Annotated in this window: 17 protein-coding genes and 1 pseudogene; 5 read left to right on the forward strand and 13 right to left on the reverse strand. The window is 65.5% G+C overall.

From position 1 onward, the window contains the following. The 8 genes and pseudogenes from AB4Y86_RS01460 to AB4Y86_RS01495 all read right to left on the reverse strand — a co-directional run. A pseudogene (locus tag AB4Y86_RS01460) lies at positions 1-195 on the reverse strand (hypothetical protein); the annotation flags it as partial. A 124-nt stretch (positions 196-319) separates the two neighbouring features. Continuing rightward, entirely contained in the window at positions 320-1,963 is a 1,644-nt protein-coding gene (locus AB4Y86_RS01465) for a bifunctional 3-(3-hydroxy-phenyl)propionate/3-hydroxycinnamic acid hydroxylase (RefSeq protein WP_441399657.1), read from the reverse strand. Next, positions 1,960-2,712, reverse strand: coding sequence for an HpcH/HpaI aldolase family protein (locus tag AB4Y86_RS01470; RefSeq protein ID WP_441399658.1), 753 nt, complete (start codon positions 2,710-2,712; stop codon positions 1,960-1,962). The genes AB4Y86_RS01465 and AB4Y86_RS01470 overlap by 4 nt, the downstream gene beginning before the upstream one ends. Beyond that, complete coding sequence (locus tag AB4Y86_RS01475; protein ID WP_441399659.1) at positions 2,709-3,161, reverse strand: nuclear transport factor 2 family protein; 453 nt, start codon at positions 3,159-3,161, stop codon at positions 2,709-2,711. Before AB4Y86_RS01475 ends, AB4Y86_RS01470 begins: the two co-directional genes overlap by 4 nt. Then, entirely contained in the window at positions 3,154-3,948 is a 795-nt protein-coding gene (locus AB4Y86_RS01480) for a 2-keto-4-pentenoate hydratase (RefSeq protein ID WP_441399660.1), read from the reverse strand. The genes AB4Y86_RS01475 and AB4Y86_RS01480 overlap by 8 nt, the downstream gene beginning before the upstream one ends. Positions 3,949-3,953: 5 nt before the next feature. Further along, on the reverse strand, positions 3,954-4,814 hold the full coding sequence (locus tag AB4Y86_RS01485; RefSeq protein ID WP_441399661.1) for an alpha/beta fold hydrolase: 861 nt from the start codon (positions 4,812-4,814) through the stop codon (positions 3,954-3,956). Next, complete coding sequence (locus tag AB4Y86_RS01490; protein ID WP_441399662.1) at positions 4,811-5,749, reverse strand: 3-carboxyethylcatechol 2,3-dioxygenase; 939 nt, start codon at positions 5,747-5,749, stop codon at positions 4,811-4,813. Before AB4Y86_RS01490 ends, AB4Y86_RS01485 begins: the two co-directional genes overlap by 4 nt. Positions 5,750-6,176: 427 nt before the next feature. Then, on the reverse strand, positions 6,177-6,761 hold the full coding sequence (locus AB4Y86_RS01495; RefSeq protein ID WP_441399663.1) for a helix-turn-helix domain-containing protein: 585 nt from the start codon (positions 6,759-6,761) through the stop codon (positions 6,177-6,179). Positions 6,762-6,884: 123 nt separating this feature from the next. Here AB4Y86_RS01495 and AB4Y86_RS01500 point away from each other — a divergent pair, with 123 nt between their 5' ends. Next, positions 6,885-7,940, forward strand: a complete 1,056-nt coding sequence (locus AB4Y86_RS01500) for an NAD(P)/FAD-dependent oxidoreductase (RefSeq protein WP_441399664.1) — start codon at positions 6,885-6,887, stop codon at positions 7,938-7,940. Positions 7,941-8,196: 256 nt separating this feature from the next. Here the strand turns inward: AB4Y86_RS01500 and AB4Y86_RS01505 are convergent, their stop codons facing one another. From AB4Y86_RS01505 to AB4Y86_RS01520, 4 genes are read right to left on the reverse strand one after another with little or no spacing between them, the layout of a single operon-like run. After that, the gene (locus AB4Y86_RS01505) at positions 8,197-9,312 is read right to left on the reverse strand and encodes an ABC transporter substrate-binding protein (RefSeq protein ID WP_441399665.1); all 1,116 of its coding nucleotides are present in this window, start codon (positions 9,310-9,312) and stop codon (positions 8,197-8,199) included. A gap of 37 nt (positions 9,313-9,349) precedes the next feature. Beyond that, the gene (locus tag AB4Y86_RS01510) at positions 9,350-11,128 is read right to left on the reverse strand and encodes an ABC transporter permease (RefSeq protein ID WP_441399666.1); all 1,779 of its coding nucleotides are present in this window, start codon (positions 11,126-11,128) and stop codon (positions 9,350-9,352) included. Then, positions 11,125-12,222: an ABC transporter ATP-binding protein gene (locus tag AB4Y86_RS01515; RefSeq protein WP_441399667.1), complete on the reverse strand. Its 1,098-nt coding sequence runs from the start codon at positions 12,220-12,222 to the stop codon at positions 11,125-11,127. Before AB4Y86_RS01515 ends, AB4Y86_RS01510 begins: the two co-directional genes overlap by 4 nt. Before the next feature lie 38 nt (positions 12,223-12,260). Beyond that, positions 12,261-13,388 (reverse strand): PrpF domain-containing protein, encoded by a 1,128-nt coding sequence (locus AB4Y86_RS01520; RefSeq protein ID WP_441399668.1) that lies wholly within the window; start codon positions 13,386-13,388, stop codon positions 12,261-12,263. Between the two features lie 313 nt (positions 13,389-13,701). Between AB4Y86_RS01520 and AB4Y86_RS01525 the strand changes: the two genes are divergently transcribed. From AB4Y86_RS01525 to tcuA, 3 genes are all read left to right on the forward strand, one after another. Then, positions 13,702-14,361 carry a GntR family transcriptional regulator gene (locus tag AB4Y86_RS01525; protein ID WP_441399669.1) on the forward strand — a complete coding sequence of 220 codons (660 nt, stop codon included), beginning with the start codon at positions 13,702-13,704 and terminating at the stop codon, positions 14,359-14,361. A 76-nt stretch (positions 14,362-14,437) separates the two neighbouring features. Next, the gene (locus tag AB4Y86_RS01530) at positions 14,438-14,860 is read left to right on the forward strand and encodes a universal stress protein (protein WP_146336511.1); all 423 of its coding nucleotides are present in this window, start codon (positions 14,438-14,440) and stop codon (positions 14,858-14,860) included. Positions 14,861-15,042: 182 nt separating this feature from the next. After that, complete coding sequence (tcuA, locus tag AB4Y86_RS01535) at positions 15,043-16,509, forward strand: FAD-dependent tricarballylate dehydrogenase TcuA (protein WP_441399670.1); 1,467 nt, start codon at positions 15,043-15,045, stop codon at positions 16,507-16,509. A gap of 32 nt (positions 16,510-16,541) precedes the next feature. Here tcuA and AB4Y86_RS01540 read toward each other — a convergent pair whose 3' ends face one another. Further along, positions 16,542-17,273 (reverse strand): alpha/beta fold hydrolase, encoded by a 732-nt coding sequence (locus AB4Y86_RS01540; protein ID WP_441399671.1) that lies wholly within the window; start codon positions 17,271-17,273, stop codon positions 16,542-16,544. Between the two features lie 155 nt (positions 17,274-17,428). Between AB4Y86_RS01540 and AB4Y86_RS01545 the strand changes: the two genes are divergently transcribed. Next, positions 17,429-17,968: GntR family transcriptional regulator (locus tag AB4Y86_RS01545; protein WP_441399672.1), on the forward strand; the 540-nt coding region annotated here is incomplete at its 3' end.

Here is a 17,968-nt window from a genome sequence, read left to right on the forward strand (position 1 = left end):
CTTGTCGATGGCAACTTGTAGTGCCGCAACGGTGCTGGACGGAAACAGTCCGTAGGTGACTTTGGTGAGCCCGGCGGAGCCACTGGCGGCCGCCGTGGAGCCGCTTCCGTCAACAGATCCGGACGCACAAMCACTAAGTGTCAGTGCTAGAGCCACGGCACCAACGGCCGCTGCACGGGTTTTCTTGATGTTCATAAGATTCGCTCTCCCTTGAGTGAACGCTGCGCGGGCCTTCCCGCCTACCGCCTGTACAGACGAGTTGCAGCAACAGTATTTATTGATTATGCGCTTGTCAATGAATTATGCGTTCGTAACCTTATTATGCGTTTTGAAAGGCCAATGTGACGTCGGCCACGCTGAATACTTTCTTTAGAACACCGTTCAGTTCCTGGGCGATGCACTCGGCGGCCACCACGTGGTCGGGTCGCACAACGATCGCGGAGAAGGGCCTCTCGTCAAACCAGGCCTTAAAGAGTCCGCTTTCGTCGCCAACCACTCGAACCCCAGGCGCTGCCGCAGCCTTCGCCCACGCCAACTGCGTGGCCGGCACGGCGTGCACAAGGGTTCCGCCGAGCCCTGCCAACGTCTCAGCCTCAGCGTCGCCGACGAAGGCCCGTGGATCGTTGTTCCATACGATGACCCGCCATCCCTGGCCGGTGGCGTCGTCCAAGAGGACCGAACAGCCCTCCTCATTCCGCACCGTGGGCTGCGGGAACAACGTGCCCACTGCGCGGGGGGCATCCGCCCGATCAGGCAACGCCTTCCACGTGGGGAGCTCGGACGGAACCACGATGCCGTGGTCGTATTTGGGCATCGGTTTGTAGCCCTGGCTGTTGAGCCGGGCACGGGCCTTCGGCAGCTTGTCTACAACTGCCGCTGCCATGTCACGCACCGCCGTGCGCAGCCTGTTGTGGTCTGTGACGAGGTTCGCCATATTCAACGACAACGCCACCATGGCCTTGACGTGTTCACGCCGCTCACCTTCATAGGAATCGAGCAGCTTGGCGCTGGCCTTCCCCTGAACCACGGCAGCTAGTTTCCACCCCAGGTTCAGCGCGTCCCGGATGCCGGAGTTCCAACCCTGGCCAGCAACCACCGGCATGACGTGGGCAGCATCGCCGGCCAGCAGGAATCGTCCTACGCGGAACTTCTCGGCCACACGGGCGTGATGGGCGTAAACCCGACGGCGGATGATGTTCAAGCCAGCGGGATCGGGCACGTGCGCGGCAAGGAGGGAGAAGACGAACGCATCGTCCTCGGCGAGTTCTTCAGATTCACCTTCGAATAGCGTGAATTCCCAGCGGCGGATTCCATGCGGCAGGCTAAGTGTCGCGTACCCACGCTTTGGATCGCCGCCAAAGACCGCATGCGGGGTGCCGATGGGGTCATTGGCGACGTCGATGACCAGTCCGCGGGTCGACCGCGTTTCGCCCTCGAATGCCAGCCCAAGGTGTTGCCTGGTCAAGGACCGCCCGCCGTCGCAGCCGACGACGTAGCTGCCGGTCACCTGTCCTTCGCCCGACGCAGTGAGGAATGTAGCCGTCACGCCGTCGGAATCTGAGGCAAAGGCGCTCACTTGGCTGCCGAAGCGCACTTCGACGTGCGGGTAGCGGGCGAGACCTTCCAGGAGTGCTTTATCGACAAGGGGCTGGATAAAGCCATTTCTGCGGGGCCAGCCAAACTCGCGGGTTGTGGGATTGATCTCCGCAAGTATTTTGCGGTCTCCGTTGACGATTCGGATCTTCTGATCCGGGACGGTGTGCGGAAGCACCTTGTCCACCAGTCCGATGGTCTGCATGGTCCGCAGGGCCTCGTCATCGATGCCCACGGCGCGGGGGTAGTCGATGAGTTCGTCACGGCCTTCCAAGACCACTGTGCTCACGCCGAACTGTCCAAGGAGGTTGGCGAGCGTCAATCCGACCGGGCCCGCTCCGATGATAATAACGTCCTTGCGGTCGCTCATTTTGTACCCCTCAGGGTCTTGATGGAGTCCTGGGCCGCGCGGCTCAGGAAGATAAGGTCGATGCCGAGGCCAAGGTAATCGACGAGCTCCCGGTCCAATAGGTCAGCTGCGTAGGCGCTTGAGCCCGAGTAGATGCCAAGCGTGACGCCGTGCGCCCTGGTCAACTTGGACAAGTGCACGATGGCGTCGCGCACTGGACCGTCCTCCCAGTCCCCCCTCCCCGGAAGTCCGTAGGAGACTGCCAGATCCGCCGGTCCGATATAGATCGAGTCGAGCCCGGGAGTGGTGATGATACTTTCCGCGTGTTCGACGCCCGCAACCGTTTCGATCTGGGCGATCGTGGACACCGCGCGGTTTCCCGCCTCGGTGTAGGGCTGGCCCGGGTACAGGTTGGGGCGGCTCGGGCCGAGGCTCCGGTTCCCCACCCCCGGATACTTGGTTGCTTCTACGAGCATGCGCGCTTGTTCCCCGGACTCGATGGTCGGGGCGATGATCCCGCGTGCACCGCTGTCGAGCAGCCGCAGGATGGGGGCCGGATCCAGGCCCCCCACCCTGGCATAGGTGTACGCCGAATCCCGGGGCGCAGCGCGCAACATTGTGCACGCCTCCTCCAATCCGACCTCGCCATGCTGGAGGTCAACAACGACGCCGTCGTAGCCTGCAGCCAGAGCCCACTCCGTCACCGACAGGGACGGAATCGCCTGGTGCAAGAGGGCCGGCGACTGCCCGCCGCGGCTGTCCCACTTCATTCGGCTGTGCTTTCTGCGAGCCGCTTCGCATGTGCGGCGGCATTCAGCCCACCGAAGATGGGCGCGATCTCGCGCCGTGCGATCTTCCAGTCCCCGTCGACTTGCCGGTAGACCTCGCGGAATTCGCCTACGCTGGCGGGCATCAACGGGTTCTCCGACGAATCCCGGAACGTCATGTACTGCGTCCAACCGTGGAGCTCTTCACCCACCCACGCCAGCCGAATGCCACCAATGATGTGTCGTCCAACGACGCCCGTAATCTTGGCGCGACGTTGGCCCCAGGCTTTGATTGCGTCCTGGCCATCCATGTTCCCGAGTGGTCCGGTTGAGACTGCGTCTTGCGTGTACAGCTCCCACGTGGTGTCAGCTTTTCCATGGTCGAGCCTCCACAACAGTTCCGAGATGAGCTGCTCGATGGCCACGCGCGTTTCGACTGTGAGCTCACGCATCGACGGCCTCCGTCAGATAGGCAACAACGCTTCCCAGCCCGTGTGAATACTGGGCGGTGTACGTCACGTTGGGATCCCAGTCAATGATCAGCCCGATGGACCCGGAGAGCAGGATCTCGCCCGCCCGGAGGGGCTTGCCGATCCGCAGGGAGGTTTCGGCCAGCCACTGGATCGCGTTGACGGGATCGCCCATGACGTTCGCGCCGACGCCGCGCGTCAGTTCTTCCTCTCCCCGGTACAGGACCATTTCGACCTGCTTGAGGTCGATTTCGCCATAGGGGACACGAACCTGGCCGGTGACAATGCCCTCGCAGGCTGCGTTGTCTGCGATCGTGTCGACGATGCCCATCTTGTAGCTGAAGTAGCGGTTGTCCACCAGCTCCATGGCCGGCGTGACGTAATCGATGGCGGCTTCGACTGCGGCCAGGTCCGAATCCAGGATGTCGGACTTCAGGACGAAGGCAATCTCGGCTTCGATCTTCGGGTGGAAGTACGCTGACGCCGGCCGCTCAACCGGCGACTCAAACGTCATGTTGTCAAGGATGATTCCGTAGTCGGGCTCGTCCACCCCGGCGCGCTGCTGCACGATCGGGTTGGTCAGGCCCACCTTGCGGCCGACGCGATAGCGGCCTTCTGCGGCTTCCCGCCGCTGCGTCACGAGCTCGGAAATGCGGTAGGCCGCGTCCTTGTCGTTCTCCGCCAGGCGGTGGCGGACGAACTCGATAGGGGTGCGCCGGGTGCGCGCATTGTAGAGATCTCCAGCGATCTCCGTGATGATGTCCGACATCTGCGTCAGGCCTTTCTGCGGAGGAAGTCGAGTGTTTTGTCGTTGAAGCTGGTGGGATCCTCCCACTGCGGCCAGTGGGCGGCGTTGCGAATCAGCACGAATTCACCGTCCGGAATTGCTGCGGCCAGAGACTCGCCCGTCGCTACGCCACCGGTTGGCTCGTGGTCGGTCCACACCAGCAATGCCGGTACGGGGATGGCCGCATAATCTTCCTCGGTGACCTGGTTTCGCGCCCGGATATCCGGCACCTGGAGCGCCATGATGTGCTCCATTGACTTGATGAAGCCGGGGCGCCCATAAATGGACCGACGGACCTCGACGAGCTCATCGGTGATCTGGTCAGGATCGTGAATGACCACTTGGAGTCGGGCCAAGACGTTTCCGTACGTGGGCTCCTCGACAGCCTTCCGGCTCACGGGACTCACCCGCGCCATCGAACTGTTGCTGATCATTCGCCCGCCGGGTGCGCTGAGGACGACGCTGCGCAGCCTCTCGGGGTGGTGCGCAGCGAACTTGATCGCTATCCAGCCGCCCAGGGACTCCCCGATGAGGTGCACCCGATCGAGTCCGAGCACGTCGAGGAGCTCGAGCAGGTGTGCCTCGTAGTCCGGGATTTCCAGGTCGGCGTCGGCGAGCGTTGAATAGCCGTGCCCCGGATAGTCGTATCCGATGACCCGGTATGTCTGGGCCAGAACCCGTATGTTGTGGGTCCACGCTTCGATGTGGCCGCTGGTGCCGTTGAGCAGGACCAGCGTCTGCTCCCCCGCACCGACGGACAGGACGCGGGTGTTCCACTCCCCCACCTGCACATATTCAAGGGTGTGGGGCAGATCCGCGATCTGCTCCCACATCGTCTTCTGGCTCATGCGTTGGGGATGGCCGCTGTGATGCCGAACCCGGCGCCCCAGGTCCGGACGGGCCAGTACCGGTCGACCACCATGTTGTAGTCGCCCACGGTGGACAGGGCACTGAAGGCTGCAATCCAGGACCGCATCTCGTGGGCGGCGCTGCCGCCTTCGGCGATGAACTCCTCGTTATCCCAGCTGTCGACGTCGGTCAGGGATCCCGAACGGAAGACCTCGAGCAGCTTCTGGTCCCATTCAGTGTTGAGCGGTGCACTCGAGGCGCGGCCATCGGCAATGGCCTGGATGCCCTCAATGATCTTGCCCTCGCGGGCCGCCCGGTCCGCCTTCGACGGCGCATAGGAAACGAGGCGTTGCTGAATCGGCTCAGGCGAACCGTCATACACCGGGATCGGGGGGTTATGCGACAAGCCGCCCGAGGCCACCAGGAGCACGCGCTTGTCCAGCTGCTGGGCCGCCCGGCCTATGGCTTCACCCATCATCCGAATACGAGACATGGGAGTGAGGGGTTTGCCAAGCGCATTTACGAAAACAGGCACGAACGGACGGATGAATCCCGCACCGAAGAGGAACTCCAGCGGCTGCATCACGCCGTGATCGACCTCCAACCGTTCCGAACGGGCGATATCGATCCCCTGCGCGATGGTCAGCGCGTGCAGTTCACGTGCCACTTCCGAGTCGACCGGGAGCGGACCTTCCGACGTCCCGTAGTCCCCCACGCCGACTGCCTGCGCACCGATAGCGAACGGAGGCATCATCGAGTACAAGACGCCGTTGAAGTGATCGGGGCCGAAGATAACGGTGACGTCCGGGTTGAAGTCCTCGACGAAGGACCGTACGTCGGCAATCGCTTCGTTGATCTCCGCAAAAATCGTCCCGCCCGGGTCAACGTTTCCAAACGACGGAGCATGTGACAGCGCGGCAAGTGCAAGTGACATCGAAATCCTCTCTGCAGCGGCCTCCTTTGGACGCTTCCCTAGAGTCTAGATTCTAGATTCCATGTGTCAACCCTTTCTTCCCAGATTTCTGTCCCAGTTGCGTGGCCGAGCAGCTCACCGCCCGGTACCTCCTGGACCAGATCGAGATCACCGCAGATACCAGCGGCCTGGATCTCAACCCGCTCTGGCGGGGCACACGTAACGACAGGATCTTGGAAGGCACGGACGGCGACAGGCTCGGACTGGAGCCTCGACGGTATATGTGGACACGTTCCAGCGAATTATGGAGTCGCCGGAGGCAGCCGAGGCAATGAAATTCGACGGCGTCCGTCCGGAAACAATGCTGATGCTCGTCGAGCCCTAGGCACCTCGGGGGCGGCCTTGCTTCAGCGCCCTTTCAAGGGCCACACCCGTCGGGCCTCTGCGGCTATGAGGTCTTGGGCCGCGCCCGCACGTGCATCCGCTCGCCCTGCTGTCCAAAGAGACTGATGAACTCGACGGGCTTGCCGTCAGCGCTGGCGAACCAGTGCGGGGTGCGGGTGTCGAATTCCGCGGCTTCGCCAGGGCGGAGTTCAAAGTCCTTCTCGCCCAGCACCAGACGTAGCCGTCCGTTGAGGATATAGAGCCATTCGTAGCCTTCGTGAACGCGCGGGTCGGGCTCCGCCCCGCGCGCCTCGCCGTCGAGCACCATCTTGAAGGCCTGCAGGCCGCCGGGGCGGCGCGTGAGCGGAAGAGCCGTCATTCCGGCATGGGTGATGGGCTGCAGGTGGATTCTCGGATCCCCGGTGGGCGGCACGCCGACCARGTCATCGAGCGGAACCCCGTACAGCCTCGCGAGCGGCAGCAGGATTTCGAGGTTTGGCCTGCGCTGGCCGGATTCCAGTCGCGACAGAGTGCTGACCGATACTCCGGAGGCGGAAGCCACATCTCCGAGGGTGAGGTTCCGATCCGTACGGAGCGCCCGGAGCCGGGGTCCGACCGCCCCAAGGACATCGTCAAGATCAGTTGTCATGTCTCCGAGTTTGCCATAACAGCAATCTTGTTTGTCAAAAATCGATCATGCGATACAAGCTGGATTAACCGCCAAGGGACGCTGGCGGCGAACTCTCAGGACGCGACGAAGGACAAGGTCAGTATGGACACCACACGGTATGACGTTGTGATCGTAGGCGGCGGCGCGGCCGGGCTCAGCGCGGCCACGACACTGGGCCGGGCGCTGCGCTCGGTGTTGGTCATCGATTCCGGCACTCCGCGCAACGCACCCGCGGCCGCTGTGCACGGGTTTCTTTCCAGGGACGGCGTGAACCCCCGGGATCTCCTGGCCGCAGGACGCAGCGAAGTGCTCTCCTACGGAGCCACCGTGATCGACGGCGAAGCCGTTTCGGCCCTGCGAACCCCCGACGGGTTCGACGTGATTCTCGGAGATGGCCGCCGGTTCTCCGGCCGGCGCCTCCTGGTCACCACCGGCCTGACGGACGAACTGCCTCCGGTCGACGGGCTGCGGGAACAATGGGGAAAAGGCGTGGTGCACTGCCCCTACTGCCATGGTTGGGAAATCCGCGGGCAACGGATTGGCGTGCTGGGCACGGGCCCGCTGTCCGTTCATCAGGCCTTGTTGTTTCGGCAGTGGTCCCCGGACATCACTCTTTTCCTCAACGATGCCGTGGAACCCGCCGACGAGGAGCGGGAGAAGCTCGCCGCCCGGTCCGTCAGGGTTGTTGACGGCGCCGTGGCTTCTGTTGAGGCTGCCGACGGCGTCCTCACGGGGGTTACGCTGCGCGAGGGCTCGTCGTTCGACGTCCAGGCCCTCGCCGTGGGAACACGGATGGAGGCTCGGTCCGCGCTCCTGGAATCCCTCGGGTTGAGTTCCCAACCGCACCCGTCGGGCGCAGGTCGGTTCATTGAGACGGACGCGATGGGTGCGACGGCCGTCCGCGGCGTGTATGCGGCGGGCAATGTGTCCAATCTGATGGCTCAGGTGATCACCGCGGCCGCTGAGGGTGTCATGGCCGGCGCCGGGATCAACACCGATCTCATCGAAGAGGAAACCCGGTGGGCCGTCGAAGGGCGCTTCGGGCCATTCTCGGCCGCCTCCGAAGCAGCCGTCGCCAAGATCGTTCTCGGTGACCGACGGCACGGCCTCGAGAGCGGGCGGTCAGCCGCCGGTATGGGCCCCGCGTCCACGGTGTAAGGATGATGAGCATGGATCACGGCCCCCACCGGACGCCGGTCCACCCGCCGAACAGCCACGTGTCCTGCAGCACCTGCTTATCCGGCGCTGGGAGTTCATGGAGATTAGTTACGGGGCTTGGGCCGGACGCCCAGGGACCGGGTTGGTGCAGCGGGGCGGCGCACGTTGCGAATAGGCGATGATCCCGGTGACCATCATTCGCCGCCCCGCTGCGGTTCGTTGCCCCGGGCCTCTGAGGACCCGGGCAGCCTGCGGGTTACTTGCTGTAGCCGAACACCTTGTTCCACTTGGTCAGGTCGTCTTTGCCGAAGCTGATCGCATCGGTGTTGGCCATGCGGTAGACCTTTCCGGAGTCCGCGGCCGGCAGCTTGATGCCCATGATGGTGGGCGGCTCAACGTCGGTGCGGGCTGGGTATTCGCCCAGCTGTGCGAAAACCTTCTGGCCCTGCTTGGACAGGTTGTAGTTCATGAACACCTTGGCCGCCTCAAAGTTCGTGGCGGAGCCTGCCATGCCCAGGTAGTAGTCGTAGGCCACGAGTCCTTCGTCCGGGACGATGAACTTCACCGGGGCCTTGTCCTGCACGGCGGAAATGTTCGTGCCGCTGATGGTCACGGTTCCCACCGCCACCTCGCCGCGGGCCAGGGCGGTCGCCTCCGCGCCCAGGGAGTCATAGATGGTGGGCTTCTGCGCGGCGTACTTCGCGAAGTAGTCGGCCCCCATCTTCGATTCCATGAACCGGCTCAGGGAGGCGGTGCTGCCTCCGGAGCCGCCCTGGACGATACCCAGCTTGCCTTGCCATTTGCCGCTGACGGCGTCGGCCCAGGACTTCGGGGCATCCGCTTCCTTGACCAGCTGGGTGTTATAGCCCAGCGTGTAGACGGAGTTGAACATGCGGGTGAACTGTCCGCCGTCGACCGAGACGTCCTTGAACTGCGAGGCGCCCGGCACGTCGTAGGCCTTCCAGACTTTCGCGTCCTCCAGGGTCTTGGCGATCCGGTAGTCGGAGGTGCGGATAACGTCGGCGCCCAGCTTGCCGGCGCCCTGCTCGGACTGGACGCGCTCGGCCAGCTTGTTCGGCGTCAGGCGCACCACGTTGACCTTGATGCCGGTGTCCTTGGTGAAGGCGGCCACCAGGGCGCTCTCGGAGGACTCGGTGTAGCCGGAGTACAGGCTGAGGGTCTGGGTCTTGGCCTTGTCATAGGTGGCCTTGTCCGCGATGTTTTCCCCGTTGATCACCAGCCCGTCGTCGGTCTTCACCTCTGCCGTACCGGTGACAACGCTGTTGCCTGCGGCGGCGCCGCCGCAGGCGGCCATGCTCAGGGAGAGGACGACACCGAGGCCGAGCAGGGGGATTTTGGACGCTAACTTCATTGTTTAGACCCTTTCAAATGGATTGGTGTGGGAAGCGTTACTTGGAGCTGACGAGCTTGCGGTCGGCGCCCACCTTCTGGGCGATCACCGCCAGCACCGCGATCACGACGATGTACAGGACGCTGACGGCCGCGGCCGCCTGGCTCTGCCCGTTGTCGAAGTTGTCGAACACCAGGATCGAGAGGATCCGGGTGTTGGAGGTGAACAGGAAGATGGAGGCGCTGAGTTCACGCATGGAGAGCATCAGGAACAGCAGGAACGAGGACGTGATGCCCACGCGCATCAGCGGCAGCGTGACGGAGACGATCGCCTGGGCCCGCCGCGCGCCGAGCATCACGGCGCTGTCCTCCAGGTCCTGGTCCATTTGCAGCATTGACGCCGAGATGCCCCGGTAGCCCTGCGGCAGGAAGACCGCCACGCAGGCGATCGCCAGGATCGCGAGCGTGCCGTAGACCGGGACCGGCAGCAGCAGCCAGGTCCACAGCAGGCCGATGCCCATGACGATCGCGGGAACTGCCAGCGGTGTCATGGCGATCAGTTCGATCAGCTGGCCGAGGCGCGACTTGGTCCGGTAGCGGACGTAGGAGGCGATGAAACTCAGCGTGGTGCCGGCGATCGCGGCCAGGACGGCCACCATCACACTGTTGCGCAGGGCCAGCTGGAAGTCGTGCGAGCCCAGCACGTCCGCGAGCTTGGCGAAGCTCATCGCCCCGGTCTCGAAGAGCTGGGAGATGGAGGCCACGAACGGGGTGGCCTGCATGGACGCCGCCAGTAGCGCCAGCATCGGAAGGACGACGGCGACGGCGAAGTACGCCAGGGCGAGGATGGTGAACGGCCAGCGCAGCTTCCGCAGCGGGACCTGGCGGGGCCGGTTGCCCTTGCCGGTGACGGTGGTGAACTTGCGCTTGTTGATGATGCGTTGCTGGATCACGGTGATGATCAGCAGGGCGGCCGTCAGGACTATCGCGATGCTGGCGGCCTGATTGCTCTTGGCCGGCGTCGCGCTCATCAGGCGGTAGATGTAGGTGGGCAGGGTGTCGATGCCGGCCGGGTTGCCGATCACCTGGGCCACCGGGAAGTTCTCCATGGTCAGGGCGAAGACCAGGATGGCGGAGCCCAGCACGGCGGGCAGCGCCAGCGGCAGCGTGACCGTGCGCAGCATGGTCTTCAGGGTGGCGCCGTGGACCGTGGCGGCCTCTTCGAGGTCCGCGTTCATCATGGACAGCGAGCTGTGCATCAGCAGGAACGCGTACGGGGCGTAGAAGATCCCGAGCACGAAGACCAGCCCGGGCAGGCTGTAGATGTTGATGATGAAGTCGATGCCGAGGTCGCGGAGCAGGATGTTCAGGTACCCGGCGCTCGGGGAGGACAGCAGTGACCAGGCCAGGGCACCCACCAGGGCGGGGATGAACATCGGGGCCATCCCGATGAAGAAGATGAACTTGCGCAGCGGCGCATCGGTACGGGCACAGACGAAGGCCAGGAACGCGCCGATCACCAGCGCCACGACGGCGGAACCGGCACCGACCATGAGCGAGTTGCCCAGTGCCCCGAGGGCTTCGGGGCTGGCCAGGAGCATCAGGTTGTCCAGCGTCAGACCGCCCAGGGAGATGTTGCCGGGCCGGGGAACGGCGTCGGAGAACGCCGCGAGCAGCACCAGGGCCAGCGGCAGGAGCACCAGGACGGCCAGGATCGCGATGATGATCATGGCGGGGGTGTTCTTGCGCAGGTTCCCGAGGGACTTGGTCCCGCGGGATGCGGTGGGGACCGGGCTGCCGGCGACGGCGGGATTCGCCAGCGGGGTCTTCAGGCTCATACCAGCACCTCCGCCGGGAGGATCTGGACCTGCGCCGGGTCGATGCTGACCCACACGGAGTCACCCACCTGGTGCTGTTCGCCGCGCTTGATGGTGCCGAGAGCGTCCAGCTCCAGGCCGCCGTCGAGCTCGACGGCGTAACGGACGTCGTTGCCCTGGAAGCCGGCCACCATGACCTTGCCCTTCCAGGCGTTGGCCGCCGTCGCCGGCCGCGAGCTGATCTGGAGGTCTTCGGCGCGCATGCAGACCTTCAGCTGCTGTGACGCCGGGGCGACGCGCTGGGCGGAGTGGACGGTGACGTCGTGGCCCGCCACCTTGGCGGAAGACGATCCGTCCGCAGCGGGCACGGACTCGCAGTCCATCACGTTGGAGACGCCCAGGAAGTGCGCGATGGAAGCGCTCGCCGGGGTCTCGTACATCTCCCGCGGGCCGCCGATCTGGACGATCTTGCCGCCCTGCAGCAGCGCGATGCGGTCCGCCAGGGCGAAAGCCTCATGCTGGTCGTGGGTGACGTAGACGCAGGTCAGGCCCAGGCGCAGCTGGATTTCGCGGAGCTCCACGCGGAGCCGGTCACGGAGCCGGGCATCCAGGTTGGACAGCGGCTCGTCCAACATCAGCACACTGGGTCGCATCACCAGGCTGCGGGCCAGGGCCACGCGCTGCATCTGGCCGCCGCTGAGTAGGCTGGCGCCGCGGTCGGCGAACTTCTCCAGGCCCACCATGGTGAGGACCTCCATCACCCGGTCCTGGGTTTCGGCCTTGGAGAGGCGCTGCAGCTTCAGGGAGTACGCGACGTTCTGGAAGACCGTCATGTGCGGCCAGACGGCGTAAGACTGGAACACCATGCCGACGTTGCGCTTGTTCGGCGGCAGGTTGATGCCCTTTTCCGAATCGAACACCACGACGTCGTCGATGATGATCCGGCCGGAGCTGGGCTCCTCCAGGCCGGCGAGGCAGCGCATGGTGCTGGTCTTGCCGCAGCCGGACTGGCCCAGGAGAACCAGGGCCTCGCCGTCGCCGATGTCTAGGTTGAGGTTCTCAATCGCGACGAAATCGCCGTACTTAAGCTGCAAATTCTGGATGCTGATTTTCATGACACGTCCTTGTGAATGGTTAGAAGCCTGCCGCCCGGTCAGTCGCCGGGGACGAGCACTGTTCCTTCGCTGATGACCCTGGCGGACCGCTGGAAGGCGACCTTGCTGGGAACGGCTGCGTCCAGGGCGGTCCTGGTGGCGCCGTTGAGGAGGTGGATCGCCAGGGTGTCCCCGCCGTCGTCATCGGTGCTTTCAGCGTTGGCCACCGCGGCGTTGGCGACAACGGAGCCAGGCCGCCCGGAGGCGGCGGCGATGGCGACGGCGCTGGTGAGGCCGATGGCCGGGTGGAGGGCGCCCATGGAGATCATCCGCGCCGAGACCCCGGTTTCACCGGCGGGCGGCGGACCAACGATGCCTACCTTGGGAATGGACGTCAGGTGGCTGGGGATTCCCATGGTCTTTGCGGCCGCGGCCCGCAGCGCAGGAGCCAGGGCCACCAGCTCCTCCAGGTTCTCCGCGCTTTCCAGGCCGGTGAAACCGAAGTCGCGAGGATCGAAAATCGCGGCAGGGGCCCCGGCGTCGATCAGGGTTGCGTGGAAGGTGCGTCCCTGCACGGTGACCTCGTCGACGGGGCTGCCGGTGGGCAGCTCCGTCTCGAAGCTGGTCCAGCTGCTGCTCTCGAAGATGATGTCCACCGGGACGCCCGGGTAGTACTGGCCCGGGATCTGCCGCGAGCCGTAGGTGGGGACCTCGCCGCCGGGGGTGGGGACCTCGCAGACCAGGCTCAGCCCGGTGACCGTGTTGACGATCGTGACGCGGGAGACTCCGTCGGCCGGGGGGACGAGCCGGGCGTGCAGCGCGTACAGGCCCAGGCCGGTGGCGCAGTTGCCGCAGTTGCTGTCCCACTCCACGGAGGGCTTATCGATGGCCACCTGCGCAAAGCGGTAGTTCACCACGCCGTCCGCCGAGCCGAGGTCGTCCACGATGATCGCCTTGCTGGTGGTGGAGGACGCGCCGCCGACGCCGTCGATCTGGCGGAGGTCCGGGGAGCCGAAGGTGCGGATTAGCAGGCGTTCGATGTCTGCGGTATCCGTCGGCAGGTCGCTCTGGCGGAAGATCCAGCACTTGCTCGTCCCGCCGCGGACCAGAGCGGCCGGGACCTGAATGACTGACGTTCGTGGGGAGTCCGATTCCCCCAGTTGGACCGTGCCGGTGTGGCTGGTCATGGTGTCTCCTCAATGGTGCCTGCGTACCGTCGTTGGTACCGGTCGATCTTTGAAGCACTTTCGGTACAGTTTTAAGAAACTGTCCTCGCTTTTGGTCGAATGTATACCGTTTGCAAGAAGCGAGCAACAAAAATGTGCGTTGGCACACACCCGTTACCGAAATGTGACGGGCGCCTCGCCGGGGCATCGGCAATGTGTTCACGAAAAAAGCCAGCTGTATACCGTGTGTTAAAATGGTCATCGACTGTATGGTGAGTTCAATCAGGACCGCCTGATGTTCACAGCAGCTGCTGCCACAAGGAGGAGTCCAGCGATGAGCAATCCGGCGCTCATGAGTCCATACCTGATGATTCGCAACGCGATCATTGCCCAGGAGTTCCCCCCGAAGGCCCAGCTGGTGGAGAACGCGCTCGCCAAGAAGTACAGCGTGTCTCGCACTCCCATCCGGGAGGCCCTGCGCCGCCTGGAAACCGAGGGCCTCGTCGAACGGATCGGCTCCCGCATGCAGGTCCGGGAGTACCGGCCGGAGGAGATGCTGGACCTTTACGAGGTGCGCTCCTTCCTTGAGGAGGCCGCCGCCAAGACGGCTGCCCTGCGCCACACGGACATGGACCTGATGCTGATCGAACGCGCCCACCAGAGCATGGTGGACCTGAAGTTCGAGGAGGCCACCGCGGCCCAGCTGGCCGCCGTGAACCGCACTTTCCACGAGCGCATCTGGGCGGCGAGCCACAGCGCGGCGCTCCTGGATCTGCTGGACCGCATCCTGGTCCACTTCATCCGCTACCCCGGCACCACCCTGGCCACGCCGTCCCGCTGGAACCAGGTGCTGAAGGAACACGAGGAACTGGTGGCCGCCATCCGCGACCGCGACGCAGAGCGGGCCGGCAAGATCGCCAGTGCCCACCTGGAAGTTGCCAAGAACATCCGTATCGAAATGTACATCGACGCACAGGAGATCCCTGCGCCGTAAACCCCTGCAGGTCACCCGGTGCCGGCGGGGCATCCGGGAGCACCGCCATGAGTGACCAAAAAAAGGAGTTCGACCAGTGTCAGGCATCGTCATCGTCGGCGTCGACGGATCAGAAACAGCCATGCGGGCCGCGCGTACCGCCGCGGACCTGGCCTCGGCCATGGGCGCAACCCTCAATGTCGTCACCGCGTACGCGAGCGACAAGACCGAAGTGGTGGAAATCGCGGGCGAGGACTGGACCGTCTCCGACTCCGAGCAGGCGACGAAGGTGGCGCAGCGGGTGGCATTGCTGCTCGGCGCATCGGGCGTCTCCACCACGTACACCGCCGCGCACGGGAAGCCCCACGAGGTCCTCATCAGCGAGGCCGAACGCCTCGAAGCCAAGGTCATCGTCGTGGGAAACCGCCGGATGCAGGGCCTGGGAAGGGTTTTGGGCAGCGTGGCCAACACGGTCGCCCACAACGCACCGTGCGACGTCTTCATCGCAAAAACCAACTGACCACAGCGCGCCCATAGCGGCGGCGCGACGGGATCGGCAGGGAGCCCGACCGGATACGGTCGGGCTCCCTGCTGCGTTTCGGCACACTCTAATGCCGCCCGGGCGTCATGTTGCGGGATCCTCTTGCCACGTTGCATTCTGTTGTATACATTCGTATCCATACATAGACAGGAGCTAAAACAATGATTGAGAACGTCGACGTTCTGGTGGTAGGCGGCGGCAACGCCGGTTTCACAGCAGCATTGGCCGCGGCCGAGAACGGCCGCTCGGTGCTGCTGCTGGAGAAGGCGAAGAAGGACCGCGCCGGCGGCAACAGCTACTACACGGCGGGCGCCACCCGTATCCCACACGGCGGGCTGGAAGACCTGGCCGACGTCGTCGAACCCGACGAACGCCACGCGAAAACGGAGGTTCCGCCCTACACGCAGGAGGACTACCTTGCGGACCTGGAGAAGGTCTCCGGCGGACGCAACGATCCGGAGCTGTCCCGGGTGCTGGTGGAAGAGAGCCACCGAACCCTGCGCTGGCTACAGCGGCAGGGGCTGAAGTACCGGCTGATGTACGAACGCCAGGCCTACAGCCGGCCGGACGGCTCGTTCCTGTTCTGGGGCGGCCTGCATGTCGGCAACGTCGGCGGCGGCAAGGGCCTGATGGAGGACCACGCCGCGGCGGCCGAGCGCGCCGGCGTCGGCGTCCGCTACGGCCAGGCCGTGACGGGCCTGATCGCAGAGGATTCGCGCGTCGTGGGCGCGCGGTTCCGCGACGGCGACGGCGTAGAGGGTGAGGTGCGCGCCGGTTCCGTCATCCTCGCCTCCGGGGGCTTCGAGGCCAATCCCGAGATGCGGCGCCGCTACCTGGGCGAGGGCTGGCAAAACGCGAAGGTCCGCGGCACCCCGGGCAACACGGGAGAGATGATCCTCGCCGCCCTCGAGGCGGGGGCGGCGCAGGGCGGCGACTGGTCCACCTGCCACAGCGTCGCCTGGGATGCCTGCTTCGCCGAGAATGAAAGCAATTTTGAGCTGACCAACCAACTGACCCGCGGCGGCTACCCGCTGGGCATCGTGGTGAACCAGGCGGGCGAGCGTTTCGTGGACGAGGGCGCGGACTTCCGCAATTACACCTATGCCCGCTACGGCCGGGACATCCTGCAGCAGCCCGGCGCGGTGGCGTACCAGTTCTTCGACGCCACCACCCGGCCCATGCTCCGCGCCGAGGAGTACGAGATGCCCGGCGTCTCGGTGATCGAAGCCGATGACCTGGCCACCCTGGCCGAGCGCGCGGGCATCGACCCGGCGGGGCTGGAACGCACGGTGTCCGAGTTCAACGCCGGCATCGATACCGGCCGGGCGTTCGACCCGAACGTCAAGGACGGCCGCGCGGCCGCCGTGGAGCCGCCCAAGAGCAATTGGGCGCTGGCGCTGGAGACGGCCCCCTTCTACGCCTTCCCCGTCACCTGCGGGGTGACGTTTACGTTCGGCGGGCTGAAGACGGACACTTACGGACGCGTACTGGACCAGGGCGGCGCGCCCATCCCGGGCCTGCTGGCCTGCGGCGAGGCCCTCGGCGGGCTCTTCAGCGGCAACTACCCGGGCGGCAGCGGGCTCGCGGCCGGGGCGGTGTTCGGCCGGCGGGCCGGGTCCATCGCCTAAGTCCTTTTCGGCTCCCGCCTCCGTGCGCTTCGTTACCCGGCGACGACGGCGTGGAGGGCGGCGGCGGTACCAGCGGGGTCGGTCAGCATGGCGCAATGGTCCCCGCTCATGGTCACTAGCCGGGTGGTGGGCGGCAGGTTGGAGAGGGACATCCGCATCCGTCGTTCGGTGTTCTGCCGGTCGTCTTCCGGCCAGATGTAGGTCACGGAGATGCCGTCCAGGGCGCCGGCGGGCAAGGTCCACGGTTCGAAGAGCGGCCCGGCGGGCTGCGGGGTGAGGCGGGAGCGGATCGCCTGGACTTCGGGATCCCCCGGGACCAGCGAGGAGAGCCAGCGCGAGGCAACCACCTCGGCGGGCACCACGTAGCTGCCGTCCCCGCGCTCCGCGGCTTCCCGTTCGTAGGTCTCGCGGATGGCGGGGTCCAGGGTGTCCGCCCAGGACTGGCCGGGTTTGCGGGCCTGGGCGCTGAAGTAGACAAGGTGCCGGACCTTGTCCGGGGGCTGCAGGGCCGCGGCGGCGATCGGGTACCCGGCCATGCTGTGCCCGGCGAGGACCACGGGTTCCGGGGCGGCGTCCAGCCGATCGACGACGGCGGCTACGTAGTCGGCCACGGTCACCGTGTCCCTCGGGGTGCCGTCGTCGCCGTGTCCCGGGAGGTCGAAGGCGGCTGCCTTGGTGCCCAGGGCGGCCAGTTCCGCGATGGTCGCGCCCCAGCACCAGGCGCCGAGCATGCTTCCGTGGACCGGTAGGACGTCGGCTGCCATTTGCGCTCCTCATGTGGGGTGGGCGTTCGGGGGCGGCAGTCCGTCCGGTCAGCCGCACCGCGATTGAATGCAAATGTATACTGCTATAGGCAAGGGGAACCCTCTGACGTTGCCGCAGTGCGGCCGGTCCGGGGTCCCGGTGAGGAGCGTGCGCCATGTTGGACAAGTCGGTCTACAGCCGCCTGCGGGAGGACATCCTGAGTTCGGCGGTGTCCCCGGAGGAGACCCTCACCGAGGTCAAGCTGACGGAGCGGTACGGCGCCTCGCGCACGCCGGTCCGGGAGGCGCTGCAGCGGCTGGAGCAGGACGGGCTTCTGGAGCGGCGCGGGAAGATCCTGGCGGTCCGGACGCACACGGCCGAGGAAATCGTGGACATTTACGAATCCCGGATTGTGCTCGAGGAAGCCGCGGCGGCCAAGGCGGCGCGGAACCGGACGGACCTGGACGTCCGGCTGCTGYGGGCCAAGTACCAGAGCATGCGCGCGCTGGATCCGGCCGACGGGCCGGCGCTGGCCGAGGCGAACCGAGAGTTCCACGGCCTGATCTGGTCCGCGGCCCACAGCCCGTCGCTGATGCGGCTCCTGACCGGCCTGGACCAGCAGGTCCGCCGCTACACGCTAACCACCCTGACCCACCCGGGCCGTTGGGACGCGGTCCTGGCAGACTATGACGCCCTGGTTGCGGCAATCGAGGCC

This window comes from Arthrobacter sp. 2YAF22_2, assembly GCF_052114645.1.
Classification (GTDB): domain Bacteria; phylum Actinomycetota; class Actinomycetes; order Actinomycetales; family Micrococcaceae; genus Arthrobacter.

Bases quoted from the DNA above. Each gene is read 5' to 3' on its own strand.
- AB4Y86_RS01465 (WP_441399657.1), bottom strand. From the start codon at position 1,963: ATGAGCGACCGCAAGGACGTTATTATCATCGGAGCGGGCCCGGTCGGA.
- AB4Y86_RS01470 (WP_441399658.1), bottom strand. From the start codon at position 2,712: ATGAAGTGGGACAGCCGCGGCGGGCAGTCGCCGGCCCTCTTGCACCAG.
- AB4Y86_RS01475 (WP_441399659.1), bottom strand. From the start codon at position 3,161: ATGCGTGAGCTCACAGTCGAAACGCGCGTGGCCATCGAGCAGCTCATC.
- AB4Y86_RS01480 (WP_441399660.1), bottom strand. From the start codon at position 3,948: ATGTCGGACATCATCACGGAGATCGCTGGAGATCTCTACAATGCGCGC.
- AB4Y86_RS01485 (WP_441399661.1), bottom strand. From the start codon at position 4,814: ATGAGCCAGAAGACGATGTGGGAGCAGATCGCGGATCTGCCCCACACC.
- AB4Y86_RS01490 (WP_441399662.1), bottom strand. From the start codon at position 5,749: ATGTCACTTGCACTTGCCGCGCTGTCACATGCTCCGTCGTTTGGAAAC.
- AB4Y86_RS01500 (WP_441399664.1), top strand. From the start codon at position 6,885: ATGGACACCACACGGTATGACGTTGTGATCGTAGGCGGCGGCGCGGCC.
- AB4Y86_RS01505 (WP_441399665.1), bottom strand. From the start codon at position 9,312: ATGAAGTTAGCGTCCAAAATCCCCCTGCTCGGCCTCGGTGTCGTCCTC.
- AB4Y86_RS01510 (WP_441399666.1), bottom strand. From the start codon at position 11,128: ATGAGCCTGAAGACCCCGCTGGCGAATCCCGCCGTCGCCGGCAGCCCG.
- AB4Y86_RS01515 (WP_441399667.1), bottom strand. From the start codon at position 12,222: ATGAAAATCAGCATCCAGAATTTGCAGCTTAAGTACGGCGATTTCGTC.
- AB4Y86_RS01520 (WP_441399668.1), bottom strand. From the start codon at position 13,388: ATGACCAGCCACACCGGCACGGTCCAACTGGGGGAATCGGACTCCCCA.
- AB4Y86_RS01525 (WP_441399669.1), top strand. From the start codon at position 13,702: ATGAGCAATCCGGCGCTCATGAGTCCATACCTGATGATTCGCAACGCG.
- tcuA (WP_441399670.1), top strand. From the start codon at position 15,043: ATGATTGAGAACGTCGACGTTCTGGTGGTAGGCGGCGGCAACGCCGGT.
- AB4Y86_RS01540 (WP_441399671.1), bottom strand. From the start codon at position 17,273: ATGGCAGCCGACGTCCTACCGGTCCACGGAAGCATGCTCGGCGCCTGG.